We start from the raw sequence: 25021 nt of genomic DNA on the forward strand, positions 1-25021 counted from the left end.
CCGTCTCGTCAGCCCACGGATCAGGCGTCGGCGGTCAGCGCTGCCTCCAGCCACGCCGGTCGCAGCGCGTCGCCAAGCGTGTCCACGCGGCGGAGTTCGACCATCAGCGACAGATCCGGATACCGTGCGCGGATGCGGTCGCCGCCGTCGCCGAGCGGCGCGACGACCAGTCGCCGGTTGACCTTCGAACGATGATGCATGCGGGCGGTGTTCTCCTGTCCAACGTAGCAGCCCTTGGTGAAGCTGACGCCGTTCAGTTCGCGCGCGTTGCATTCGAGCCAGAGCGTCGCATCCTGACCAAGTTCCTCGGCCCCCTCAGTCACGCCCAGCGACAGCCGGTGGGCACGCCATGCCGATGACGCGTCGCCATCGGTTGCGGCGTCCAGCCAGCGTCGGCCGAGGTCGGGAAGGCGGGGGTCAACGATGCCGGTGTCGTCGGTACGGCACCAATGGACCGCCAGATCGGTCGCCGTCACTTCGATCGCGCGGCGGAGGCGGTAGAGCGTCAGGCGGCGGGCGAGGGCGTCGGCCTGACCGGCTTCGCAATCGACGAGGATGCTGTCGTCGCCGCCGTCCCACAGGAGGAAATCGAACAGCGCCTTGCCCTGCGGCGTCAGCAGACCGGCCCATTGCGGGGTCATCGGCGTGACGCTCGCCAGATCCTGCGTGACCAGGCCTTGCAGGAAGGCGCGGGGATCGTCGCCGGCGATGCGCAGCACGCGGCGGTCGGCAAGGGTGGTGTCGGCCATAAGAGCTAGGTAAGCCGCCCGCGACCATTTCCAAGCGGGAACACCAGATGCTCGATCGCCTCACCATCCGCCGGCCCGACGACTGGCATGTCCATCTGCGTGACGGGGCGATGCTCAAGGCCGTGGCGCCGCCGACGGCGCGTCAGTTCGGACGCGCCATCGTGATGCCGAACCTGTCACCGCCGGTGACCGATGTCGCCGCGGCCGAGGCCTATCGTGCGCGCATCCTGGCGGCGCTGCCGGCGGGGGTGAACTTCGTTCCGCTGATGACCTGCTATCTGACCGATGCGACCGACCCGGCGGAGGTGCGCCGCGGCTTCGAGAGCGGGGTATTCACCGCCTGCAAGCTCTACCCTGCGCACGCCACGACCAATTCGGCGCATGGCGTCACCAGCATCGCGCATATCGCGCCCGTGCTGGAGGCGATGCAGGCGATCGGCATGCCGCTGCTCGTCCACGGCGAAGTGACCGATCCGGCGGTCGATATCTTCGACCGCGAGGCGGTGTTCATCGACCGGGTACTAACGCCGATGCTGGCGGATTTTCCAGCGCTGAAGGTGGTGATGGAGCATATCACGACGGCCGAGGCGGCGGCGTTTGCACTCGACAATCCAGGCGGGCGGATCGGCGCTACGGTCACGCCGCAGCATCTGGTCATCAATCGCAATGCGATCTTCGCTGGAGGCCTGCGCCCGCACGCCTATTGCCTGCCGGTCGCCAAGCGCGAGGCCCACCGGGTCGCCGTGCGCGCGGCGGTGACGGGCGGGGCGCGCAACATCTTCCTGGGCACCGATACCGCGCCGCACATGGTCGAGGCGAAGCTGTCAGCGTGCGGATGCGCGGGCATCTTCAGTGCGCTGACCGCACTGGAACTCTATGCCGAGGTGTTCGACCAGGACGATGCGCTCGACCGGTTCGAGGGGTTCGCGAGCGAGAACGGCGCACGCTTCTACGGCTTGCCGCTGAACGAAGGTACGGTGACGCTGGAGCGTGCGCCGCTCGACGTGCCCGAGCAGTTCGGGGCGGGGGAGAGCCATGTCGTACCGTTCCGCGCGGGCGAGACGTTGGCGTGGCGGATGGTCGACTGACCACCCGCCGGACGACGGGTCAGCCCGCAGCCAGCCGCTTGGCCACTGCCTCCAGCTGATCGGTGGCGGCGGACCAGCCGGACTCGAAGCCCATCGCCTTGTGCTTTTCGGCGGCTTCTGCGGTCCAGTGGCGGGCGATGGCGCTGTAGCGGGTCTTTGCCGGATCGTTCGGGTCGGGATCGAAGCGGTCGATCCGTACCATGAACGGGCCGGCGGGGTGCCAGCCGTGGGTGAAGGCGTCGGTCGAGACGATCAGGCGCCCAGGGACGGCGTTGAGGATGACGCCCTCGATCGCGTTTCGTTCGCCGGCCGGGCCATGCATGACCATCGCGGATCGGCCACCGGGGCGCAGGTCCTGTTCGACGATCTCCGCGCGCCAGGGCTGCGGGCAGAACCATTCGGCGCCGTGCTCGGTCCAGGCGCGCCAGACGATATCGACCGGCGCGTCGATGACACGGTCGATGCGCAGTTCACGTGGGTCGGTCATGACGGCTCTCTCCGGCGGGCGGCATCGATCGCGGCGACGTCGATCCTGTGCATGGTCATCATCGCTTCGAACGCGCGGGAGGCCTCCGCACCGCCGGCCTGAAGCGCGTCGAGCAGCGTACGCGGCGTGATCTGCCACGAGAAGCCCCAGCGATCCTTGCACCAGCCGCACGCGCTTTCCTGACCGCCGTTGCCGACGATCGCATCCCAATAAAGGTCGGTTTCAGCCTGATCCTTGGTCACCACCATAAAGCTGACCGCTTCGTTCGGCGTGAAGTTCGGGCCACCGTTGAGGCCGGAAAAGGCGCGGCCGAGGACGGTGAAGTCGACGGTGATCTCCGCGCCGGCATGGCCGCCGGGGAAGTCGGTGGGCGCATCCGCCGCCGGGCCGACGTGGCTGTCGGGGAAGGTCGCCGCATAGAATTCGGCGGCCTTGCGCGCTTCGCCATGGTCGAACCATAGCACGGTCGTCAGCTTCTGCACCGTCATGCCTCCACGCGCTTGCCGACCAGGCCGATCTGGTTGCCGTGCGGATCGGTGATGCTGGCGGTATAGTCGCCGCCAGGAACCTCGTTGGGGCCGTGCAGCACCGCCCCGCCGCGATCCTTTACGGTCGCGACGGCGGCGTCGATGTCGGCGATGCGAACATACCAGTTCCAGCGAGCGGGAGCGCTGGTCAGGGTGCTCGACATGATCGCGCCGGGCCCGGTCGGTTGGCCGTCCGGACAGTCCGCGCCGGCCGCGCTGTCGCCGATGAATCCATAGTCGCCCGCCGGTCCCATCGGCATCGCGCCGGCCTTTTCCCAACCGAACAGTGCGCCGTAGAAGGCGAAGGCCGCGTCGGGATCGGGTGTGGCGAGTTCGATCCACACGGCATGGCCCAGCGACGCGTCGCCATCGCCCTGCGAGAAGGCATGGCTATCCTCGGCACTGTCGCCTTTCATCACGACGAAGACGACGCCTTGTGGATCGGTCGCGATCGCAAAGCGGCCGACATGGGGAATGTCCATCGGGCCGAAGGTGATCGTGCCGCCCAGATCGACGATCTTCGCGGCGAAGCCATCGACGTCGTCCACCCCGAAATAGGTCGTCCAGCCGCTCGATGCCGGAGCGCCGGGGGGCGGGGTCATCAGGCCGGCGACGCCGGTGCCGCTGGCCGTACTGGCAATGCGGTAGCCGCAATGCTCGGTCATCGGCGAGGGGGCGATGTTCCAGCCGGCGACCGCGGTGTAGAAATCCTGAGCGGCGGCAGCGTCGGGCGTGTTGAGCTCGAACCAGATCGGGGTCCCGTTGGCGTTGGCCATGGTGTCTCTCCTGTTCAGGCGTCGACGATCACAGCGAAGCCGCCGAAGATCATGCGCTTGCCGTCGAACGGCGGGGTCTGATCCTGCATCCGCGGATCGGCCATGATCGCGTTCCAGCCGGCGTCGCGCGTGGCGCGGTCGGGCCATTCGACGAAGCCGAAGGCGGGGGGCTCACCTTTCTCGGCACAGACCGCGCGATAGAAGTCGGTGCGCTCGCCGGTCGGGACATCGTCGGCGACCGCATCCAGCACGCGCAGCGCGCCGAATTCGAGAAAGATCGGGGCAAGCGACGATGCGAAGTCGCGGTACGTTTCCCGCGCATCGGCTTTGAGCGGCAGTACGACGCCGTCGATGAAGCCTGCGTTACGACCGGAGCCGGAGCCGGCGTCGCTGACGCTATCGAACCCGCCCATGATCATGCGGCCGCCATCGAACGGCATGTCCTGCATCATTTCGGCAAGGCGCGGGTCGGCCATCATCCTGGCATTCGCCGCATCGCGCGTCGCCTTGTCGGGATATTCGAACCACGAGAAGACGACCGCTTCGCCCTCCTCGGCCGCGACCGCCATCCATAGGTCGTTGCGCTGGCCCCGCGGCACATCCTCGCCCCAGGCCTCGACCATCCGCGCGGCCCCGAAGTCCTTGAACATCGGAACGGCGGCGCGGGCATGGTCAAGATAGCGGTCGCGGTTCGCGGTCGGCACCGGCGTCAGGAACCCTTCGATATAGGTCATGCCGTCTCTCCTTGCTGAGCCTTTTGTTTTTCGAGCCATGCGATCACGGCGGGCGGCGGGGTGCCGGTGAAGCCCGCCATCTGGGCGTCCAGCGCGCGCCGGAACGCCGGCCGCGCGGTGCCGCGGGCGACATAGGCGACCAGCGTCGGATAGGCGTCCAGCACCGGCTCCCCCTCCAGGATACGCAGGACCGCGATCATCAGCAGATCGCCGGCCGTGAAGACGTCGCCGTCCAGCCACGTCTTGTCGCCCAGCCGGTCGGACAATTCGCCGAAGCGCGCATCGATGCGGTGCAGGATGGAGGGCAGGCGCGGCTTCGACCACGGCTTGTCGGCTTCGAACAACGTCGCGATGGCATGGTCCATCACCGGCGGCTCGACGGTGTTGAGCGCGGCGTACATCCATTCGATCGCGCGGGCACGGCCGTTCGGGTCGGGCGGAAACAGGCCGTCGTGCGTGTCGGCGATATGCTGGACGATCGCGCCGGATTCGAACAGCGTCAGATCACCGACTTGGTAGGTCGGCACCTGACCGAACGGCTGGCGTCCGCGATGGGGTGGAGCCTTCTGCTCGCCCTGCGCCAGATAGACGACGTCATAGGCCTGGCCGACTTCTTCGAGTGCCCAGCGGACCCGCAGGTCGCGAACCTGGCCTTTCGCGAAATCGGGCACCCAGTCGAACGCGGTGATCGTCGGTCGCATCGCGGCTTACCCCTCGTCGGAAAACTGCGCCTCTGCCGCCGTCATGTCCATCATGAACGGGCCCCAGCCATGGCCGTCGAGATCCTCGAACGCGCGGCTGTACATGAAGCCTTCGTCCTCGGGATCGTGCAGCTCGCGCCCGCCCGCCGCCAGCGCCGCCTGGGTGATCGCGTCCACCTCTTCGCGCGCGTCGAAATTGAGCGCCAGCAGCACGCCGCTGGTCGTCTTGGCGTCGATGATCGGCTTGGTCGTGAAGGTCGCGTAGAAATCGCGCTCCAGCAGCATGACGTTGATCGTGTCCGACCACACCATCGCCGACGCCCGGTCGTTCGAGAACATCTCGTTCTTCGTAAAGCCGATCGCTTCGTAGAAGGTCGCTGCCGCGGCGGCGTTCGCCACCGGCAGGTTCACGAAAATCATCTTCGGCACAGACCCTCTCCCTTGATCGCGACTCGTTGCAGGCATATCTGAACCGCGTGGTTAGAAAAGACAACTGTGTCGTTAGATAAAGTAACTAACATGCGACAGGACGCCGCGAAGCGCCGATATGACGATGCCTGTGCCGCGACCCACGGCATGGACATCATCGGCGAGCGCTGGGCATTGCCGATCATGCGCGAGCTGATGCTGGGGCCGCGGCGGTTCGGGGAGTTGCGCAAGAGCCTGCCGGCGATCAGCGCGAATGTGCTGACCCAGCGGCTCGGCGATCTGGAGGCGGCGGGCATCGTCCGGCGCGAGAAACTGCCGCCGCCCGCCAGCGTGCAGGTCTATGGCCTGACCGAATGGGGACAGCAGGCGGGGCCGGTATTCCAGGCGCTGGGCCGCTGGGCGGCGCGATCGCCGCTGCACGACCCGACGAAGCCGTTCAGCCCGGTGTCGCTGATGCTGTCGCTTCGCACGATGATCGACACTGCCGCCGCGGGCGATCTCGTCGCACGGCTGGGCTTTCGCTATGGCGACGAGACGTTCCACTGGACGATCGATCACGGCGCCGTGACGCTGGGCCGCGGCCTGCCGAGCGACCCGCACATTGTCTTCGGTGGCCAGACGGGCGGCGTCGCCGCGCTGGTCTATGCCGGTGTGCCGCTGACGGCACTGGAGGCGGACGGACTGATCACCGTCGAGGGCGACCGTGCGCTCGCCGAGCGGCTCGGACAATTTTTTCCGATGCCCGAGAAGGCCAGGATCACTTGAACGCGTTCTAGCGCTTCCTGTAGGGCTTGCCTCGAAAGGCTTCCGATGACCGACATTCCCAATACCCAGCCCGACAGCCGCGACACGACCATTCTGGAGGCGCCCGACAAGGAAGTGTCGGTCCGCGAGATGTTCGGCATCGATATCGACATGAAGGTGCCGGCGTTCAGCGAGGCGGACGAGCGCGTGCCCGATCTCGACCCGGCCTATGTCTTCGACGCTGACACGACGCTCGCGATCCTCGCCGGCTTCGCGCACAACCGCCGCGTGATGGTGCAGGGCTATCACGGCACCGGCAAGTCGACCCACATCGAACAGGTCGCCGCGCGCCTGAACTGGCCGTGCATCCGCATCAACCTGGACGCGCACATCAGCCGCATCGACCTGATCGGCCGCGACGCGATCGTGCTGAAGGACGGCCAGCAGGTCACCGAATTCCGCGAAGGGCTGCTGCCTTGGGCGCTGCAGACCCCGACCGCGCTGGTGTTCGACGAATATGACGCCGGGCGGCCGGACGTGATGTTCGTCATTCAGCGCGTGCTGGAGACGGAGGGCAAGCTGACCTTGCTCGACCAGAACCGCGTCATCCGCCCCAACCCCTGGTTCCGCTTGTTCGCAACCGCCAACACGGTCGGCCTGGGCGATACCAGCGGGCTCTACCACGGCACCCAGCAGATCAATCAGGGTCAGATGGACCGCTGGAACATCGTCGTCGGCCTGAACTATCTGCCTGCCCAGACCGAAGCGCAGATCGTGCTCGCCAAGTCGGGCGAGTATGACAAGCCCGGCGGCAAGGAACAGGTCGACAACATGGTCCGCGTCGCCGACCTGACCCGCAAGGGCTTCATCAACGGCGACATCTCGACCGTCATGAGCCCGCGCACCGTCATCACCTGGGCGCAGAACACGCTGATCTTCGGCGACGTCGGCTTCGCCTTCCGCCTGTCGTTCCTCAACAAGTGCGACGAGGCGGAGAAGTCGTTGGTCGCGGAATATTACCAGCGCGTGTTCGGCAAGGACCTGCCCGAGAGCGTGGCGGCGAAGGCCTGACGGCTTGGCGACCGAAACTCCTCTCGACCGGTTCAAGTCCGTCCTCGCCGGCACGTCGCGCGCGCTGGCCGAGCGGCAGGACGTGGAGCTGGCCTTCACCGCCGACGCACCGACGCAGGCCGGGCGGCATCTGAAGGTGCCGATGCCGGCGCGGACGTTGCCGGCCGAGCAGGTGGCGGAGGCGCGGGGCTTTGCCGACAGCTTCTCGCTGCGGCTGAAGCATCACGACACCACGCTCCACCAGCGCGGGGCGCCGCATGAGGCGGTGGCGCGGGCGGTGTTCGATGCGGTGGAGACCGCGCGGGTCGAGGCGGTCGGGTCGAAGGGCTATGCCGGCATCGCCGCGAACCTCGACCGCGCGCTTGCCATGCGGATGAAGTCCGACCCGATCGCGCGGGCGCGCAATGCGGACGAGGTGCCGTTGTCGAGCGCGGTCGCACTGATGGTGCGCGAGCGGCTGACCGGACGCGAGGCGCCGGCGTCCGCCGCGGCGGGCTTGGCGATGGTACGCGAGGATATCGAGGCGAGGGCGGGCGCCGATCTCGACGCGCTGGCCTTTGCGATCGACGACCAGCAGGCCTTCGCGCGGCTGGTCGGCAAGCTGCTCGAAGACCTCGATCTGGTCGAGGGCGAAGTCCTGCCGCAGGAGGATGACGAGAGCGGCGACGACGACGAAGGCAGCGAGGACGAGCGCCCCGACGAAGGCGACGACAACGAGGACGGCGGCGACCAGGGCGAGGGCCAGGTCGAGGCGCGCGGCGAGCAGCGCGAGTCCGACACCGACGATGGCGAAGGCAGCGAGCAGGGCGAGGACAGCTTCGACGACGTCGATGGCGAACCCGGCGACGAGGGCGACGACGGCATGCAGCCGGTCCGCCCGAACCGCCCGTTCAGCGACCTGTCGCCGCAGTTCGACTACAAGCCCTTCACCCGCAAATTCGACGAAGAGATCGCAGCGACCGACCTGTGCGACGCCGAGGAACTCGACCGGCTGCGGGCATATCTCGACCAGCAGCTCGTCCACTTGCAGGGTGTCGTCACCAAGCTCGCCAACCGGTTGCAGCGCAAGCTGATGGCGCAGCAGTCGCGGTCGTGGGACTTCGATCAGGAAGAAGGCATCCTGGACGCTGCACGGCTGGCGCGGATTATCGTCAATCCGATGCTGTCGCTGAGCTACAAGCGCGAGCGCGATACCGAGTTCAAGGACACGATCGTCACGATCCTGATCGACAATTCGGGGTCGATGCGCGGACGGCCGATCAGCATCGCCGCGATCAGCGCGGACATATTGGCGCGCACGCTGGAGCGCGTCGGCGTGAAGGTCGAGATCCTCGGCTTCACCACCCGCGCGTGGAAGGGCGGACAGGCGCGCGAGGCATGGCTGGCCGCAGGGCGCCCGCCGCAGCCGGGGCGGCTGAACGACATTCGCCACATCATCTACAAACAGGCCGACGAGCCGTGGCGGCGGGCGAAGCGCGCGCTGGGCCTGATGATGCGCGAAGGGTTGCTGAAGGAGAACATCGACGGCGAGGCGCTGCTGTGGGCGCACGGCCGTCTGATCGCCCGGCCCGAGGATCGCCGCATTCTGATGGTCATTTCGGACGGTGCGCCGGTCGACGATTCTACCTTGAGCGTGAATTCTGGGGCGTATCTGGAGCGGCATCTGCGGCAGGTCATCGGCTGGATCGAAAGCCGGTCGCCGGTCGAGCTGGTCGCGATCGGCATCGGGCATGACGTGACGCGCTATTACAGCCGTGCGGTGACGATCATGGACGTCGAGCAATTGGCTGGCACGATGATCGAGCAGCTGGCCGGGCTGTTCGATGATGCAGTGTGATGGTTTTTACCGTTCGCCCTGAGCCTGTCGAAGGGCGTGGTGCCGCAAGCGGCTCGCTCGCGTATGGCTGCCCTTCGACAGGCTCAGGGCGAACGGGGGCGGGGGGCGTGTGGCCTGTCGGCGCTTTGATGCATGATTGACCGACCCGCAGGCGGCTTCGTCGGGCCGGTGAAGCGGTCGGTGACGATCGCCGGACACCAGACGTCGATCAGCCTGGAACCGGTGTTCTGGACCGCGCTGGAGCAGGCGGCTGTTGAGGCGGCGCTACCGCTCAACGCGCTCATCGCGCAGATCGATGTGCTGCGGATTGCCGCGGACGAGCCGCCGAATTTGGCGAGTGCGCTCAGGACGTGGTTGTTCGACCGAGCGATGCGGTAAACTTCCCGTCATGCCGGACCTGATCCGGCATCCAGAGCGGCGGGCCACGTCGCTCGTGGCCCTGGATCCCGGGTCGAGCCCGGGATGACGTGTATGGAGAGGCTGTCCAGCCACCCGTGCTCTCGCGCAGGCGGGAGCCTAGAGCCACCAGCGAGGTCCGCTGTAACCCTGGGCTCCCGCCTGCGCGGGAGCACTACTGATGCTTATCAATCCCGTTCGTGCTGAGCGAAGTCGAAGCACCGTCCTTCGTGCCGCGAGCGATGCGCGGGCGTATCGCAGAACGGTGCTTCGACTTCGCTCTGCACGAACGGGGGAGGGGCGGCCCCTTACCGCCCCAGCAAAACCCGCGCCTGGCTCGCGATCTGTGCCAGCATCGCCGCGTTCGGCGTCGCTGCCGCGCGCGCCCGCCGGACGAGGTCCGCGAATTGGGTCACCCGCGCGGCATTGTCGACCAGCCACGCATCGACCGCCTTTTCCGGATCCTGACCCGCATGCCGCGCCAGGAAGTCCAGACGCAGCTGCTGGAAGTCGCGCGCCAGCCCTGCGATCAGCAGGCGTTCCCACGGATCTCCCGTCGTCACCCGCGCCGCGGTCGTCTGCGCCCAGTCGAGGCCCAGCGCCTGACCCAGATGGGTGAAGGCATGCGTCAGCCGCGTCTCGTCCGCGCCGCTGCGCTGGCCCAAGTCGGCGAGGCCGACGACGCCGTCCAGCTCGAACAGGCGGACGGTGCGGCGGACCAAAGGCTTGGGCGCGCCGGCGGCTTCCAGCCGCTCGACGATGCGGTCGCTGCCGGCACGGACTTCGGCGCGCAGCAGGTCGGCGGTCTGGCGGTCGAGCGCGTCGATCTGCGGCTTCAATCGCGCGACGACGTCGCCCGGCCCTTCACCCGGCTTGGCCGCGCGCAGCAGGTCGGCGATCTGCGAGCGCGTCGCGACCGCGACTTCCTCGAACAGCGCGATGCGGGCGCCTTCGGGAATGGCGGCGGTCTCGATCGCTTCCCACAGCGCAGGCAGGTCGAACAGGCGTTCGGCCGCGACGAACATCGCCGCGATGTCGCCCATCGCCGCGCCTTCCTCCTCGGCCAGCTCGAACGGGTTGAGCACGCCCAGCCGGTTGACGATGCGATTGGCGAGCTTGGTCGCGACGATCTCGCCGCGCAGGCGGTGCGCGTCGATCGCTGCCGCATGCGCAGAGCGCATCGCCGGCGGGAAGGCGGCGTGCAGGTCGGGCTTCAATTCGTCGTCGAGGCCCAGCTTGCGCTGCTCGATCGCGTCCTGCAGCGCTAGCTTGGCGGTCGCCAGCAGCACGGCGAGTTCGGGCCGGGTCAGATGCCCGCCCTCCTGCGCACGCCGCAGATATTCCTCGTTGCTCGCCAGCCCCTCGACCGCGCGGTCGAGGCGGCCCGACGCCTCCATCATCTCGATCGTGCGGACATAGCTCGGCACCGCGATCGCGCCGTCATTCTCCATGATCGACAGCGCCAGCGTCTGGAGGCGGTTGTCCTCCAGCACCAGATGCGCGACGTCGTCGGTCATGCTGGCGAGCAGCGCGTTGCGCTTGTCCTCGGCCAGGCGCCCTTCGGCCATCTCGCGGTTCAGCGCGATCTTGATGTTGACCTCGTTATCCGAACAATCGACGCCGGCCGAATTGTCGATGAAGTCGGTGTTGATCCGCCCGCCACGCTCGGCGAACGCGATACGCGCGGCCTGCGTGACGCCCAGATTGGCGCCTTCGCCGATCGCAGTCGCACGAAGATCCTCGGCATCGACGCGCAGACGGTCGTTGGCGGGGTCGCCGACGGTCGCATTATTCTCCGCACGCGCCTTCACATAAGTGCCGATACCGCCGAACCAGATCAGGTCGACGGGGGCCTTGAGGATCGCGGAGATGAGCGCGGCCGGCTCGATCTCGCCTGGCTCCAGGCCCAGCACGGCGGCAGCTTCCTTCGACAGCTTGACCGACTTTTCGGTGCGCGAGAACACGCCGCCGCCCTTGGAGATCAGCTTGGCGTCGTAATCCGCCCAGCTGGAGCGCGGCAGGGCGAACATGCGGTTGCGCTCTTCCCACGACGCCGCGGGATCGGGCGCGGGGTCGAGGAAGATGTGGCGGTGGTCGAAGGCGGCGACCAGGCGGATCGCCTTCGACAGCAGCATGCCGTTGCCGAACACGTCGCCCGACATGTCGCCGCAGCCGACGACGTCGATTGGTTGCGTCTGTACGTCGACGCCCTTCTCGGCGAAGTGGCGCTGGACCGATACCCAGGCGCCCTTGGCGGTGATGCCCATCGCCTTGTGGTCATAGCCGACCGAGCCGCCGGAGGCGAAGGCGTCGCCCAGCCAGAAGCCACGCTCCAGCGCGATCGCGTTGGCGACGTCGCTGAATGTCGCTGTGCCCTTGTCGGCGGCGACGACGAAATAGGGATCGTCGCCGTCGAGCACGGTCACGCTCTCAGGATGAACGACCTTGTTCTCGACGAGGTTGTCGGTGATCGACAGCAATGTGCGGATGAAGATCCGGTAGCTCTCGGTCCCCTCTGCGAACCATGCGTCGCGATCGATCGCCGGGTTGGGCAGCTGCTTCGCGTAGAAGCCGCCCTTCGCGCCGGTCGGCACGATCACCGCGTTCTTCACGCGCTGTGCCTTCATCAGCCCCAGGATTTCGGTGCGGAAGTCGTCGCGGCGGTCGGACCAGCGCAAGCCTCCACGCGCGACCGGGCCGGCACGCAGGTGGATGCCCTCGACGCGTGGGGAGTACACCCAGATCTCGCGCCACGGCAGCGGCTTGGGCAGGCCGGGCACCTTCGCCGAATCGAGCTTGAACGCCAGCGCCTCGGCCGCGGCCGGTGCGAAGGCGTTGGTGCGCAGCGTCGCCAGGATGACCCCGTGGATGGTGCGCAGGATGCGATCGTCGTCGACGCCGGCGACCTTGTCGAGTCCGTCGAGCACCGCGCGATCGGCCGCGGCGATGCGCGCGTCGCGGTCGGTCGCCATCGGATCATGCGCCGCGACGAACCGCTCGATCAGCGCGGTCGCGACCTTCGGCGCGCGGCGGATCGCATCGACGACGGTGACCAGGCCATAGGTGAGGCCGGCCTGACGCAGATAGCGGAACCAGGCGCGGAACAGCACGACCGCCTTGGGGTCCATCGCCGCTTCGACGATCAGGCGGTTGAACGCGTCGTTCTCGCCGCGCCCCTCCAGCACCGCGCCGACCGCAGCCTCTACGGTCGCGGTGTCGAAATTGGCGTCGGCCGGCAGCGATACCAGGAAATCGTGCACAAACGCGCCGTCCGCATCCGCCAGCGCGACCGGTACTTCCTCGATCACGCGGAAGCCGAAATTCTCGAACACCGGGACAGCATCCGACAGCGCGAGTGCGCCGCCCAGCCGGTAGAGCTTCACGCGCCGCTCATCGGGATTTGCGGCGGGTGTGATGCGGATCGACCGGCTGTCCGGGCCGGCCAGTTCGCCCAGTTGCAGGATGTCCTGCGCCGCCGCCTCGGGCGGATAGTGCATCCGGTAACCGTTGGGGAAGGCGTTGGCGAAACGCAGCGTCAGGCGGGTGCCGCGGGTGTCGCCGACCTGTTCGATCAGCGCCGCTTCGATCGCCGGCACCCAGCCGCGCACCATCCGCTCCAGCTCGGCATCGAGCGCGGGCACGTCGGGCGTCTTCCCGCTTTCGCGCACGTCGAGCGTGTAGCGCAGCAGGGCGACCACGCCGTCCTCCAGCGCGATCGACCAGTTGAGCACGGTCGCATCCGCCGCCTTCGCCAGCATGTCGCCGATCGCCAGGCGGCGCGCGGTCGTCACATCGTCGCGCGGCAGCCAGACGAAGGCGAAGATGTGCCGGCCGAGCGCCGATTTCACCATCTCCAGCTTCGGACGCGGACGATCCGCCAGGCTCATCGCGGTCAGCGCCAGGCGTTCGAGCTCGGCCGGCTGGAAGGCGGTGGTCAGGTCGTGGGGCAGGGCGGTCAGCGCGTGGGTCAGCGCCTTGCCGGTATGCCCCTTGGGATCGAAGCCGAACTTGGCCTCCATCATCGCCAGCCGCTCGCGCAGCACCGGCACGTCGCGAGGGGAGGCGTGGAGCGCGCCGGATGTCCACAGGCCGGCGTGCATCGACAGGCCGGTCACCTTGCCGCCCTCGCGCACCGGCAGGATGACCAGATCGAGCGGCACACGACGATGGACGGTCGCGATGCAGTTCGACTTCAGCAACAGCGGCGCGCTGCCGCCCTTTTCGAAGAATTCGATCGCGGTGCCACGCGAGCGTTCGGCAAGCAGGGGCACGTCGAATTCGTGCCGCGCGATGCCCAGCGCATTCTCACGCCGCCCGTCGCGGAACCAGGTCTCATGGCCGAGCAGCGTCATCGCGCGGTCGTTGAACCACTGCAGCAGCGTGCCGCCTTCGATATTGCCTTCGCCGACCAATTTCGACGCGTCGGTGCGCATCGCGGCCTGAAGTGCGGGCCAGTCGGCGACCGCGCTGCGGACATGGGCGAGGTTGCGCGCCAGTTCGGTTTCCAGCGCACGACGCACGCGCGCGTCGGCGCGGTGCATCTCGATATAGACCATCGATTCGAACGTGCCCTCGCCGATGGCGAGCAATTTGCCCTCGGCATCGCGCTTGGCGAGGACGACCGGATGGATCACGCGGTCGATGGGCACGTCGTGTGCGGCGATCGTCGCGGCGATCGAATCGACCAGGAAGGGCATGTCGTCATTGACGACGGCGAGGCGCATGCGGCGGCGATGATTCTCACTCTCCACCACCTCAAGTGCGATCGCCGGAGTGCCGGGCGGACGGCTGGCAGCGGTCTGCGCGACGAAGGCAGCCGCCTCCGCCCGCTCGGCCGCGGTCAGGCCTTCGATCTCTCCCGGCAGGGCGCCTTCGATCAGTCGGGCGGCGAGTGCATCCGACAGCGAACTGGTCTTGTTTGCCATGCCCGCTCTATGCGCCCGGTCGCGGACGGGCTCAAGACCGTTGTAATTTTATTTCGTGCGTTTGTGGGGGGCGGAGCCTACGCCGCCGCCCGCCGCACCGCCCGTTCGGTCAGCGCCTTGTCACCTTCGACACAGGCGACGACGTCGAGCCCGCCCGACGCGTCGGTCCGGGCCAGCAGCACGACGAACTCGCCGTCGCCCGCGCGGGCGATATCGACATGGGCCAGCGGCGGGCGGCTGCGCAGCTGCGCCGCGATATCGTCCCACTGCGTCGCATCGGCGGCAGGCTTGCGGCGCAGCGCGCGCTCGGCGCCGACGACGCCCTTGATCCCGCCGGGGAAGCTTTCGAGATAGGCGACCAGCCCCTCGCGCGCGACCTCGTGACGCTGGGCGTGGGTCAGGACGGTGGCAAACTCGGTCAGTCGCGTCTTGTCATATTCGGCGCCGAAGACCAGCTTCGCGATCGGCGTCATCGGGGCGCGAGCCTGGGACTTCAGCCCGGCGTCGGACAGCATCTCGGCCAGCGCTTCGGGTTCGTTCGCAGCGGCGATCGCGATGCCGTGCGCATGGCCCAGCGCCTGGTACAGCGCGCCGCGGCTACGGCCCTCGCTGGCGGCAAAGGCCTCCGCGCTGGTGCGGGCGAATGCCAGCCGGTCGTAGAGGCTGGCGTCGGCCGGAACCGCCTCGGTCGTGGCGGCGTCGACGTCTTCCGCCGGGAAGGCGGCACTGGGGCCGTCCGCCCAGACCTGCGTCGCGGCCGGTTGCGACGGCATCAGGCGGCGCGCGGCGGCCAGGTCGGCGTTCAGCTGGGCCTGGGTGCCGGCGTCGACCATCTCCTTCCAGTTGATGACGCCGTAGATGTAATCGATGGCATCGCCGTTCGACGAAAAGGGCATCAATATGCCGCGATACAGCGTCGGGTGCCCGCGCGTGCTGACGAATTCCGCCTCGAAGCCGATCGGCGCGCGATTCGCGATGATCTGGAGGTAATGGTCGGTCAGGCGCGACAGCAGCGAGCGGCTGGGCACCTGCGAAATCTGGGCGATTCCCGCCTCGACATCGCATTCCTCGCGCAGCGCGCGGCCGAGAAAGGCGATGCGCGGGTCCTCGATACCCTTGGAGAAGTCGAGCAGCACGCTGTGCGGACCGAAATCGGAAATCGACGCCGGGTCCAGGTCCTCGATCGACGGATAGGCGCGGCCCTGCAGCAGCGACACCCAGTGATTGTAGGCACGGACATGCATGCGGCGTTCGTCGCCCAGCACGAGCGGCATGTCGTCGACCCCCGCATCGTCGTACGACTGCGGCGACAGGGCGACCCCCTCGTCGATCTCGCGCGTGACTTCCATCTCGTCTTTCCTCGACCCCGCGGGGACAACGTGCCCCAATCCGGATCGGATGTGCCCGACATGTGGTAAAGACAGGGTAAAGGCGGCGTCTGTGGAAACGGCACTTGCCAGACCCCCGCCCCCTTGCTAAGCGCCGCCCCCTCGACGTGCGGTGCGCCGCACACGACACCAGGCCGCCTTAGCTCAGCTGGTAGAGCATCGCATTCGTAATGCGGGGGTCACAGGTTCGAGTCCTGTAGGCGGCACCACTCCCGATCAAGAGAGGGCACCATGGGTGCCTGCTGATCGGGACCGCTGTTGGCGGCGATTTCCAGCGGCTTTATCGGCCCGGTGATGGTGATCAGCTGCGGTGCGACCACAACCTTGGCGATGAACCGGCGCGCATAGCCCTGTCGCAGGGTCGGGTCGTCCGAGCGGAGCTTCGTCAGGATGACCTCACCGAGTCTGCCGACCGCCTCGGGCGTGACCCGCCGGTCGGCGGCGGAGAGCTGGCGTTCGACCAGCAGGATTTCCTGTTCGAGATCGGCGCGGCGGGTGCGCTGGGCGGCGAGACGCGCGGTGAAATCCACGTCGCGAGCAGAGACCACGCCCTGTTCGATAAAGTCGAACATGTTCTGGATGGCGCCGTCGACCCGCGTTCGCTCGGTGCGCAGGGCTTTCAGATGCGCCTGCCGCTCGCGCACGGCGGCGGAACTGTCGTCGAGCAAATTGGCAAGAAGCTGCTGCAGCCGTTCCGGACGGAGCAGCCGTTCGGCCATGGCGTCGATCACGATCTTTTCCAGCTTTTCGTCGCGGATGCTTGTACCTTCACAGGCGGTCTCGCCGCGCCGCAAGTTGCGCGAGCATCGATAATAGCGGTAGCGACCGCCCTTGCCGGTGGCGATGGTGAGCGCATTGCCGCAGTCGGGATGGCCGCACTTGGCGATACCAGCGAGCATGGTCGGTCCCGACACGAACGTCGGCGCGGTGATGTGGCGGGCGTTGCGGGCGATACCGGCCTGCACCTCCAGCCATTCGGCCTCGGGAATGATGACCGGCGACGCGACCTCCTGCCATTCCTCCTCGGGCCGCTTGATGCCATTGCGGGTGCTGTGAACGCCGTACAGATGTTTGCCGCGATAAGTCGAGCGGGTGAGGATGTCGCGGACGTTAGAGACATGCCACTTGCGCCCCCGCAACGTCGCGCCGGTCGCGTTCAGATGGCAGACGATCTTCTTGTAGCCCATCGGTCCGCGCTCGATGCCCAGCCGCTTCATGCGGAAGATCTGCTGGACCATCAGCGCCTCGGAGGGTTCGATCGCCAACCGCTTCCTGGCCTTGTGTCCGCGCATCTCGGCGATCTCGGTCGTGTAGCCGAACGGCGGGATCGCGCCGTTCCAATAGCCGTCGGCCGCGTTGCGCCGCATGGTGTCGCGGGTGAACTTTGCGGTCTGGCGCGACTGATATTCGTCGAAGTTGGAGAGGACCGAGCGGACGAGATCGCCTTCGGCATCCTGCCCGACATCCTGGGTGATCGCGACGATGCGCACGCCGGCGCGTTTGAGTCTCCGACGGTAATGCTCGAGCAGATAGTGATCGCGAAACAGCCGCGAGAAACTGTAGACGCCGATCTCGGTGATGCCGCTCCCTTGCCGCAATGCATGTTCGAACAGCGCCTGCAGGCCGGGTCGGCTGTCGGTGGTGCCGCTGAGGCCGGCGTCGCGGTAGATATCGACCAGCTCGACGCTGCGCTGCGCATAATGCGTGGTCAGCCGCTCCGCCTGGTTGTCGAGGCTGATGCCGCCCTCGGCCTGGCGCTGGGTCGACACCCGGACATAGCCGAGCGCGCGTTCGGTTTTCGGTTTGGTCATCGATAAGACCCTTCAATATTGTAGCGCAGCCGGTTTGTGCCCGGGAACGGTAGCAGCCCGGCGTCCGACACGTCAGCGTTGCGAGTGCGGATCACGCGTCCGATGACAGTCCATTGATGCTGTCCGTCTCGCGCAGGTTCTGCCGCAACGCCGCGACTACCATCTCGTGGCGCCGCTGATCGGCCGGAGAGCGCTTGCAGCCCCTGACCGTCCAATAGTCCGCAGGCACGTCATAGTCGTCGCGAAAATCCTCGCCGCCAGGCGGGGTGTTGAACCAGCCATAGCCCATCGAGCGATCATCGTCCGCGATGCACTCGCAGTCGAAGGCCAGCATCGGGAACAGCCTGGCCAGATCCTCGAACGTGTCGGTGGGGAAGATCGCGAGCGTATCGAACGCGAACGAATAATAGCCGGGCTCAGCCGGAAAAATTTCACGGAAGTTCCAGGTCTCCTCACCGCCGATCCGGCAAAGCTCGATCGCGTGGGTGCTGCCAGCCCAGTTGTCGGCCGGCGCGGGGAAGATGAAGCGCCGCTTGAAGCGATCGATCTCGCTTTGCAGGCCGTAGATTTCGACGCTGTTCCACATCTCGTCGCACACGATATACATGATTACTCCTTCACTTGATCAGGCTTTGGCGGTGGCGGTGGGATCGGCCGGGGCGGGTGACGGCTGCACACCAACGATGGGTTCGCCGTCGTCCGGTCCTTCGAAGATGTAGCGCAGCTCGTCCGCGCTCAGCAGGGTGAGCAGCCACTGCGATTCCGAGCGCTCGAGCGAAAAAGTGCCCGACAGCCGGTCGTCGACAAAAGGCAAGGGATCGAGGTTGCTCACGCATGGAGCATCGCCCGATTCGCGAGCGGCGTAGGGGTAACCCGAACCGCATGACGATCACCGGCGGAACAGCGCGACGGGATCGATGCCGAACGTCCGCGACGCGCGCTCGGCGATCACGGGATCGCGCAGCTTGACCTGGAGCGACGCAAGCGGTCCGCGTGAACCTTTGTTGGCCGGATCGAGCCCACCATCGCCGCCACGCGCGGTGCCCAGCTGTGCCGCCTCGCGATCCGGCTGCCCCGCCGCCCTGAGTACGGTCGCGACGAAGATGGTTTTGGTCCTGGAGGGTTTGGTCGCGTGTGCCTCGAGCGCGCGCTGGTCCAGCACCGCCTCGACCAGCGCCTCGACCGCATTCAGCGCCTTGATCAGATCGATCGCCACGAACGTGGCGGCCTCGCTGGACTCGAGCCCGAACCAGAAGCCGCTCATGCTGGTCTGGGTCAGGTTCTGCTCGAAGATATCGCGGTTGGTAATTCCGGCGACAGCGGCGACCGCGTTGGCGATCGCGCCAAGCTTGGTGGTCACGCGCGCATCGGCACAAGCCGCCCGGCGCAGCATCGCGCGGACCTCGATCGCGACCGCCCACACGAAGTCACCGGCTGCGCCGCTGGCGAGCAATTTGTCGCCAAGCAGCTTCTTGCGGACTGCATCATCATCACCGCTCATCGTCGGTGCCCGCGCGATCAGCTCGCTGACCGCGATCGCCGGTTCGGCAACCGATGTCAGCAGGACGTGGCCGGCGGACTTCCAGACGGTGTAGCCCGCGAAATGCCGTCCGTGCGGGCTGATGGCGAGGCGACGGATGTGCGCGATATTATCGTGCGCCATGCCGATCAGCAGGATACGCGCATGATCGCATAGCAGGTGCTTCAGCCTGGACCGGTCGATCCCGGCTTGCGTGCCTAGCCGCGCTGCCAAGCGCAACTGACGTTCGAACAACGCCCGGAAGATGCGGGGATGCGTCTCGCGCAGTTCGTCCAGCGCCTCGGCATGGGCGTCGAGACGATCGCCCAGCCAGTCGCTGGTGATCCAGAAGAGTGCATCATCCCTGGCGAAGACCGAACTTGCCTCAGTTGAAATGATCGCGAGCAACTGCTCGCGGATCGCCTTGTAATCCCCAGGCAGCGTCCCGAAGTGCAGGCTGGACAAGGGGTGGCGCACTGCTGCGTTCCTGAGTTCGACAGCGGCGCGGATCGGGGCTGGCAACGATTTGGAACCCTGGCCCGTATCGAGAATGAATGCGGCCACGAGCTGGGCCAGCTCATGCCGGTCGAACAATGCAACGTTACGGGCGGCAGCGGTGGCGCGCTCGGCGCGTGTCAGGACGCGGCGGATCTGGGGCGCCTTCGGGGGCTTGCGAACTTTACGCGGCATGCGACCATAGCCCTGGCTATGGATCGCGGTCCGGGAGCGATCTCGTGAGGTTAGCCCTTTCTAGGGGCTGAGCCACACTCAGGGATGGCCCGCGACCGACTGGGGGTTGACTGCGCCCCGCTGCTTCTCCTTTGGCGCCCAGACCTGCGCCAACACTACCCGATCGAATGCACGCGTCGTCAAAGCATCCGACCAGCGAAAGATAGCATGAGAGACAGGCCGCGAAAAGCGCGGATTGAGCGCTATTGTCGTCGCGCGTGCTGCTTAGTGAAGGTGACGTGCAAAGGGGAAGGTTCCTGTGCCTCAACACAGGAGATGAAAAATGACTATTATCGTACTCGATATCGAAACGATCGCCGATCCCGCCGCCTGCGAACGCGCCGCCGTTGATCCGGCGGACGGGTTCCCGGCATGGCCGCTGCACCAATTGCTGTGTGTATCGCTGCTGACGGTTGATCGCGACCGCGACCAGCGGCACCGTTTCGAAGTCGAGACCTTCTCACGCTCGGCGATGTCGGAGCGCGCCATCGTCGCCGAGGTCGAGCGGCGGCTTGAGAAATGTCGTGGCGTGATCACGTACAACGGACGCGGGTTCGATATCCCGGTACTACTCGCCCGGGCCGCCTTGACCGGCGAGTATGTGCCGAGCCTATTGCGCGCCGGTAATCGGGCGAACGCTGGGTTCCATACGGATCTCATGGATGAGATCACCAGCTACGGCGCTGCGGTCAGACCGCGGCTGGTCGATGTATGCGCAGGCTTTGGTATCCCGGCGAAACTCGACATCGCTGGCAGCAGTGTCGCCGCGCTCGCGGCGCAGGGCGATTACGGGCGCATTGAGCGCTACTGCGAATCCGACGTCGTATCGGCATGGCTCGCCGCCCAGATGTGGCGGTCGGCACAGGCACCGGGGTTGGGCATCGAGCACTGGCGCGAACTGGCCGGATGGATATTCAGCAACCAGCCGCGATTGGCTCATCTGCTGCCCTATGTCCCGGCGCCCACCGTGCCCGGCGGCGGTTCCGCGTTCGATCCATGTGCGGCCGGGCTGATCGATCTTTGAATGGACAACCAGTCCCAGCTTTGCTGCGGCAGCTAGGCGCCCCAAAATCGGTCGTTGAAGACAAGCGCCGCTAATCCTGAAAGCTGACGATCGTGACCGAGCCTTTTCATCCAACTCGCCACGGCTGACTAGCGTCGAGAGCTCGCGCAGTAGCCGGAACCAAGATGAAGGACATTCGCGCGAGCATTTCCGTGGCCAATTAAGGCCTAGGAGCTGGAACATGGGACATTCACAGTACGACCCTGTCATGCAGAACAGGACCGCATGGAACTCGGGTAAGATGGTCGGCACCAAACGGCCTCTCACGCAGAAGCAGATATGGGCGGTCCGGTTTTTCCTAGACCGGGAGGAAAGGCTTCGAGACCGAGCGCTCTTTGACCTTGCGATCGATAGCAAGCTGCGCGGATGCGATTTGGTCAAGATTCGGATCGGCGATGTCGTGGCTGGTGCCGAGATCCGGACCAGATCAATCGTCATCCAGCAGAAGACGGGAAGACCGGTGCAGTTTGAGCTCACGGCTGATGTTCGCGCGAGTCTGCTTGCTTGGCTGGAACGCCGCGGCGGCACTGTCGCAGATTACGCTTTCCCAAGCCGTGTTGACTGCGCTGGCCATCTCAGCACCCGGCAATATGCGCGCCTTGTCGATGAATGGGTCACCGCCATCGGCTTACGACGCACTGAATACGGAACACACTCACTGCGGCGCACGAAGGCAGCAATGATCTACAAAGCGACGGGAAATCTTCGAGCCATTCAAATCCTCCTCGGACACACGAAGATCGAGAACACGGTCAGATACCTCGGAGTGGACATCGAGGATGCTCTCACAATCGCGGAGAGGACCGAAATCTAATCGAGGCCGCCCACCAGCAACTGATGGGCGGTCAGCCCAATCAGCGCAGCCATATAACTTTCGCTCGTGCGGAAATCTGTGGGATCGCGCCGTGGCGCAAACGAACTCGTAAGGCAACGCGCCGAGCGGCGGCGGCCCAAAGGGCGATATATCGGAGGGCTTGGGGAGATCATCCCGATATATCAGGCTACACTGCGATTGAGCATCTCTCGCACCTTTGCGGCCAGCGACGCGAACGTGAACGGCTTCGGCAACAGGTCCAGGCCCGGCGCAATTCTGCCGTCTCGCATGATTGCATCGCGGGTATATCCCGACGTGAAGAGCACCTCCATGTCCGGCCGTATGGCTCGGGCGCGGTCGGCGAGCTCACTACCGGACATCACCGGCATCACGACGTCAGTCAGCAGGAGGTGCACGGGTTGCTCGGTGCGGGTCAGGAGGCCCAGAGCGGTCTGGCCATCATGCGCCTCGATGACGCGGTAGCCCAGCTCCCGCAGGATCTCGACGGTGTAGGTGCGGACATCGTCGTCGTCCTCGACGACCAGGATCGTCTCATCGCGATTTCCGAGCTCGATGGCCTGCACCGACTCCTCAGCCGCCGCCTCCGCCTCGCCGTCCGCGGCCCTGGGAAGATAAAGGTCAACGGTAGTCCCTGCGCCGGGGACTGAGTCGATATGGACATAGCCCCCCGATTGCTTGGCAAAGCCATAGACCATCGAGAGGCCGAGACCGGTGCCCTTGCCGACCTCCTTGGTGGTGAAGAACGGATCGAAGACCTTCGCCACCGTCTCGGGCGTCATCCCGGTGCCCGTGTCGGTCACGCTCACGACGACATAATGACCTGCCTCGACAAAGGCGGCCGTGTTGCCCGCCTCGGCGACGAGATTGTGCGCCTCGACCGTCAGATTTCCGCCGTCCGCCATGGCGTCGCGCGCGTTCACCGCAAGATTCAGGATCGCGTTTTCGAGCTGGTGCGGATCGACCTCGACGTTCCACAGATCGCCGGGCGCATGGATCCGGATCGCGATCGTCTCGGTGATCGAGCGCGTCAGCAGGTCGGACATGCCGGCGAGCAATCGCGCGATGTCGGTGCGCTTGGGATCGAGCGCCTGGCGGCGCGAGAAGGCGAGCAGCCGCTGAGTCAGCGCGGCCGCCCGCTCGGCGCCCTTGAGCGCGTTGTCGAGCGAGCGCTTCGCGCGAGGGTCGCTTGACGAATCGAGCCTACGCGTGACCGTGTCGATATTGCCGATGATGATCGTCAGCAGATTGTTGAAATCATGCGCGATGCCGCCGGTGAGATGCCCGACCGCCTCCATCTTCTGGGCCTGGCGAAGCGTCTCCTCGGCCTGGCGGCGTTCGGCAATCTCCTCCTGGACCCGCGCCTCGAGCGTCTCGTTGAGCTCGCGAAGCCGTTCCTCGGCCTGCTTGGCGGCGGTGACGTCATAGATCACGCCGATGAAGCGATAGCCGCTGGTCTCGCTGTCGCGCACGATCTCGCCGCGCCGCGCGATCCAGCGCTCCGCGCCGTCGTCGTTGCGAATGATCCGGAACTCGCCGTCGAGCGGCTCACCCGTCTGTTCGGTATCGGGGATGATCGGCTTGTCGCCCACAAGCAAGACGCTGTTGATCGTGCGGACCGGCAGCACCCGGGCGGGATGCAGCCCGAGAAGGCGGCAGAATTCGGTGGAGACCGACGCGGTCGCGAAGCCGTCGACATGCTCGAACGTGCCGACCCCGCCCGCGCTCTGCGCGATCCGCAGCCGTTCCTCGGTCCGCTTGCGCTCGGTGACGTCGACCAGCAGGCCGGTGAAGCGCACTGGCCGGTCGCGATCGTCGAGATGACCCTGGCCGCGGCCATGCATCCACAGCACCGAGCCATCGGGCCGCTGGATGCGGAATTCCTTCGAGAAGAGCTCGGCGCCGCCGAGAATGCCCGCGACGGCGATCTTCATGCGCGCGCGGTCTTCGGGGTCGATCGCTGAAAAGAAGGTCGCGCCGGGAACCCCGTCGACGCCCGCTTCGGGCGTCAGGCCGTAGAGATCGGCGAAATGCTCGTCGAAATACAGCGTGTCCGCGGCGATATCCCAGTCCCAGGTGCCGCTGGCCCCCGAAGTGACAAGCACGGCGCGCAGCCGCTCCGCCACGGACTCGTCGCTGGACGGCGCTTCAGCCATCGTCCCCGACGACCCGCTCGATGAACTCGCCGAGCAGCGCCTTGAGCGCCTGGAGCGAGGGCAGATCCATCAGCATGGCGATATAGCCGCGGATGTCGCGCTTGCGCACCGCGAAGTCGATATAGAGGAACAGCACGAGTCCGTCGGCGGCGGTTTCGTCACGCGTTTCGAACAGCGCCGCGCCGTCGCCGCGCAGCACCTCGGGGATCGTCATGGTCAGCGAGCGCTGCAGCATGTTGGCCATGGTAGCGAGGCACGAATTGAGGATCACATTGCCGGTTTCGGCCAAGGCTTCGTGCTCGATGTCCTGGACTTCCTGGGGACTGAGTTCGTCGCCGGTGACGGCGCGCACGAGCTCAAGGCTGTTCTCCACGGGAAAGATCAGCAGCGCCCGGCCGGAAAAGGGACCCGCGAAATCCTGGCGCACGGCGATCAGCTGAGTGATCTCGCGCTCGTTGATCAGCCGCGCGGCGCGGCGCTGGCTCACGACCTCGATCGAGGGCACGGAAAGCAGCACCTGGTCGCCGACCATCTTGCGCAGGTTCGAGGCAGCACGGCTGACGCCGATATTGACGATCTCCGTCAACGCATCGGTTTCGAGTTCGTCCAGCGTGACGGCGGGGTCGGCGCTCACGTTCTGGATCGCAATCGCAGCGCCGCGCCCGAGATGAAGCCCTGAAGGCCCTCGGTGGTCACCGGCTTGGGCACGAAGGCCGCACCGACTTCACGCGCCCGGGCGATGACTTCGTCCTGGATATTGGCGGTGATGATCGCGATCGGCAGGTCGGGATGCAGCGCGCGCAGCTCGGCGGCGAGGGCCAGGCCGTCCTTCTCGGTCATGTTGAAGTCGATCAGCGCGACATCGATCTGCTGGCTCGCGACGATCTCGAGCCCCTGGGCGGCGCTGCTCGCCTCCACTCGCTGCCAGTCGGGCTGCAGCTCTGTCAGGGCTTTTCCGGCGACAATGCGCGCGAGCTTGCTGTCATCGACAATGAGGATGGTAACGGCCATTCGGTTCGACTCAGTTCTTTCGTTTGGGATACGGCTTAGAGCAAGGGA

At 66.5% G+C, this 25021-nt stretch carries 23 protein-coding genes and 1 tRNA gene; 8 read left to right on the plus strand and 16 right to left on the minus strand.

Annotated features, from left to right (window positions below):
- Positions 1-20: 20 nt before the first annotated feature.
- Positions 21-749 carry a CAF17-like 4Fe-4S cluster assembly/insertion protein YgfZ gene (ygfZ, locus tag ACFSC3_RS10780; RefSeq protein ID WP_380940406.1) on the minus strand — a complete coding sequence of 243 codons (729 nt, stop codon included), beginning with the start codon at positions 747-749 and terminating at the stop codon, positions 21-23.
- A 47-nt stretch (positions 750-796) separates the two neighbouring features.
- On the opposite strand from ygfZ, the gene pyrC reads away from it, so the two are divergent.
- The gene (gene pyrC / locus ACFSC3_RS10785) at positions 797-1837 is read left to right on the plus strand and encodes a dihydroorotase (protein ID WP_380940408.1); all 1041 of its coding nucleotides are present in this window, start codon (positions 797-799) and stop codon (positions 1835-1837) included.
- A 19-nt stretch (positions 1838-1856) separates the two neighbouring features.
- Here the strand turns inward: pyrC and ACFSC3_RS10790 are convergent, their stop codons facing one another.
- From ACFSC3_RS10790 to ACFSC3_RS10815, 6 genes are read right to left on the minus strand one after another with little or no spacing between them, the layout of a single operon-like run.
- Positions 1857-2324 (minus strand): SRPBCC domain-containing protein, encoded by a 468-nt coding sequence (locus tag ACFSC3_RS10790; RefSeq protein WP_380940409.1) that lies wholly within the window; start codon positions 2322-2324, stop codon positions 1857-1859.
- Entirely contained in the window at positions 2321-2812 is a 492-nt protein-coding gene (locus tag ACFSC3_RS10795; RefSeq protein ID WP_380940410.1) for a VOC family protein, read from the minus strand. Before ACFSC3_RS10795 ends, ACFSC3_RS10790 begins: the two co-directional genes overlap by 4 nt.
- A complete protein-coding gene (locus ACFSC3_RS10800; RefSeq protein ID WP_380940411.1) occupies positions 2809-3627 on the minus strand; it encodes a VOC family protein in 819 nt (272 codons plus the stop codon). The genes ACFSC3_RS10795 and ACFSC3_RS10800 overlap by 4 nt, the downstream gene beginning before the upstream one ends.
- A 14-nt stretch (positions 3628-3641) precedes the next feature.
- Positions 3642-4361 (minus strand): DUF1428 domain-containing protein, encoded by a 720-nt coding sequence (locus ACFSC3_RS10805; RefSeq protein WP_380940412.1) that lies wholly within the window; start codon positions 4359-4361, stop codon positions 3642-3644.
- On the minus strand, positions 4358-5062 hold the full coding sequence (locus ACFSC3_RS10810) for a glutathione S-transferase family protein (protein WP_380940413.1): 705 nt from the start codon (positions 5060-5062) through the stop codon (positions 4358-4360). The genes ACFSC3_RS10805 and ACFSC3_RS10810 overlap by 4 nt, the downstream gene beginning before the upstream one ends.
- A gap of 6 nt (positions 5063-5068) precedes the next feature.
- Positions 5069-5482 (minus strand): VOC family protein, encoded by a 414-nt coding sequence (locus ACFSC3_RS10815; protein ID WP_380940912.1) that lies wholly within the window; start codon positions 5480-5482, stop codon positions 5069-5071.
- Positions 5483-5581: 99 nt separating this feature from the next.
- On the opposite strand from ACFSC3_RS10815, the gene ACFSC3_RS10820 reads away from it, so the two are divergent.
- The 4 genes from ACFSC3_RS10820 to ACFSC3_RS10835 all read left to right on the plus strand — a co-directional run bounded on the left by ACFSC3_RS10820 (position 5582) and on the right by ACFSC3_RS10835 (position 9521).
- Positions 5582-6256 (plus strand): winged helix-turn-helix transcriptional regulator, encoded by a 675-nt coding sequence (locus ACFSC3_RS10820; RefSeq protein ID WP_380940414.1) that lies wholly within the window; start codon positions 5582-5584, stop codon positions 6254-6256.
- Between the two features lie 45 nt (positions 6257-6301).
- Positions 6302-7306: a cobaltochelatase subunit CobS gene (cobS, locus tag ACFSC3_RS10825; protein WP_205497581.1), complete on the plus strand. Its 1005-nt coding sequence runs from the start codon at positions 6302-6304 to the stop codon at positions 7304-7306.
- 4 nt (positions 7307-7310) lie between these two features.
- A complete protein-coding gene (cobT, locus tag ACFSC3_RS10830) occupies positions 7311-9143 on the plus strand; it encodes a cobaltochelatase subunit CobT (protein WP_380940415.1) in 1833 nt (610 codons plus the stop codon).
- A 132-nt stretch (positions 9144-9275) separates the two neighbouring features.
- On the plus strand, positions 9276-9521 hold the full coding sequence (locus ACFSC3_RS10835; protein ID WP_380940417.1) for a ribbon-helix-helix domain-containing protein: 246 nt from the start codon (positions 9276-9278) through the stop codon (positions 9519-9521).
- 326 nt (positions 9522-9847) lie between these two features.
- Here the strand turns inward: ACFSC3_RS10835 and ACFSC3_RS10840 are convergent, their stop codons facing one another.
- Together ACFSC3_RS10840 and ACFSC3_RS10845 are read right to left on the minus strand one after the other, a co-directional pair.
- Positions 9848-14464, minus strand: a complete 4617-nt coding sequence (locus ACFSC3_RS10840; protein WP_380940418.1) for an NAD-glutamate dehydrogenase — start codon at positions 14462-14464, stop codon at positions 9848-9850.
- A 77-nt stretch (positions 14465-14541) separates the two neighbouring features.
- Positions 14542-15813: a PAS domain-containing protein gene (locus ACFSC3_RS10845; RefSeq protein WP_380940420.1), complete on the minus strand. Its 1272-nt coding sequence runs from the start codon at positions 15811-15813 to the stop codon at positions 14542-14544.
- Positions 15814-15985: 172 nt separating this feature from the next.
- Between ACFSC3_RS10845 and ACFSC3_RS10850 the strand changes: the two genes are divergently transcribed.
- Positions 15986-16061, plus strand: a tRNA-Thr gene (locus ACFSC3_RS10850).
- On the opposite strand, the gene ACFSC3_RS10855 is transcribed toward ACFSC3_RS10850, so the two are convergent.
- The 4 genes from ACFSC3_RS10855 to ACFSC3_RS10870 all read right to left on the minus strand — a co-directional run bounded on the left by ACFSC3_RS10855 (position 16032) and on the right by ACFSC3_RS10870 (position 19872).
- Positions 16032-17663 carry a recombinase family protein gene (locus ACFSC3_RS10855; RefSeq protein ID WP_380940422.1) on the minus strand — a complete coding sequence of 544 codons (1632 nt, stop codon included), beginning with the start codon at positions 17661-17663 and terminating at the stop codon, positions 16032-16034. The genes ACFSC3_RS10850 and ACFSC3_RS10855 overlap by 30 nt on opposite strands.
- Positions 17664-17754: 91 nt before the next feature.
- Complete coding sequence (locus ACFSC3_RS10860; RefSeq protein WP_380940423.1) at positions 17755-18270, minus strand: hypothetical protein; 516 nt, start codon at positions 18268-18270, stop codon at positions 17755-17757.
- Positions 18271-18288: 18 nt separating this feature from the next.
- Complete coding sequence (locus ACFSC3_RS10865; protein ID WP_380940425.1) at positions 18289-18495, minus strand: hypothetical protein; 207 nt, start codon at positions 18493-18495, stop codon at positions 18289-18291.
- 57 nt (positions 18496-18552) lie between these two features.
- Complete coding sequence (locus tag ACFSC3_RS10870; protein WP_205497956.1) at positions 18553-19872, minus strand: hypothetical protein; 1320 nt, start codon at positions 19870-19872, stop codon at positions 18553-18555.
- A 322-nt stretch (positions 19873-20194) separates the two neighbouring features.
- Here ACFSC3_RS10870 and ACFSC3_RS10875 point away from each other — a divergent pair, with 322 nt between their 5' ends.
- Together ACFSC3_RS10875 and ACFSC3_RS10880 are read left to right on the plus strand one after the other, a co-directional pair.
- A complete protein-coding gene (locus tag ACFSC3_RS10875; protein WP_380940426.1) occupies positions 20195-20935 on the plus strand; it encodes a ribonuclease H-like domain-containing protein in 741 nt (246 codons plus the stop codon).
- A 220-nt stretch (positions 20936-21155) separates the two neighbouring features.
- Positions 21156-21788, plus strand: coding sequence for a tyrosine-type recombinase/integrase (locus ACFSC3_RS10880; RefSeq protein ID WP_066798571.1), 633 nt, complete (start codon positions 21156-21158; stop codon positions 21786-21788).
- Between the two features lie 182 nt (positions 21789-21970).
- Here the strand turns inward: ACFSC3_RS10880 and ACFSC3_RS10885 are convergent, their stop codons facing one another.
- The 3 genes from ACFSC3_RS10885 to ACFSC3_RS10895 are packed head-to-tail and all read right to left on the minus strand — an operon-like array spanning position 21971 to position 24973.
- Positions 21971-23962: a hybrid sensor histidine kinase/response regulator gene (locus ACFSC3_RS10885; protein ID WP_380940428.1), complete on the minus strand. Its 1992-nt coding sequence runs from the start codon at positions 23960-23962 to the stop codon at positions 21971-21973.
- Positions 23955-24596 carry a chemotaxis protein CheX gene (locus tag ACFSC3_RS10890; RefSeq protein WP_380940430.1) on the minus strand — a complete coding sequence of 214 codons (642 nt, stop codon included), beginning with the start codon at positions 24594-24596 and terminating at the stop codon, positions 23955-23957. Before ACFSC3_RS10890 ends, ACFSC3_RS10885 begins: the two co-directional genes overlap by 8 nt.
- The gene (locus ACFSC3_RS10895; protein ID WP_380940431.1) at positions 24593-24973 is read right to left on the minus strand and encodes a response regulator; all 381 of its coding nucleotides are present in this window, start codon (positions 24971-24973) and stop codon (positions 24593-24595) included. The genes ACFSC3_RS10890 and ACFSC3_RS10895 overlap by 4 nt, the downstream gene beginning before the upstream one ends.
- Positions 24974-25021: the final 48 nt, after the last annotated feature.

Source organism: Sphingomonas floccifaciens (assembly GCF_042681125.1).
Taxonomy (GTDB): Bacteria; Pseudomonadota; Alphaproteobacteria; order Sphingomonadales; family Sphingomonadaceae; genus Sphingomonas; species Sphingomonas floccifaciens.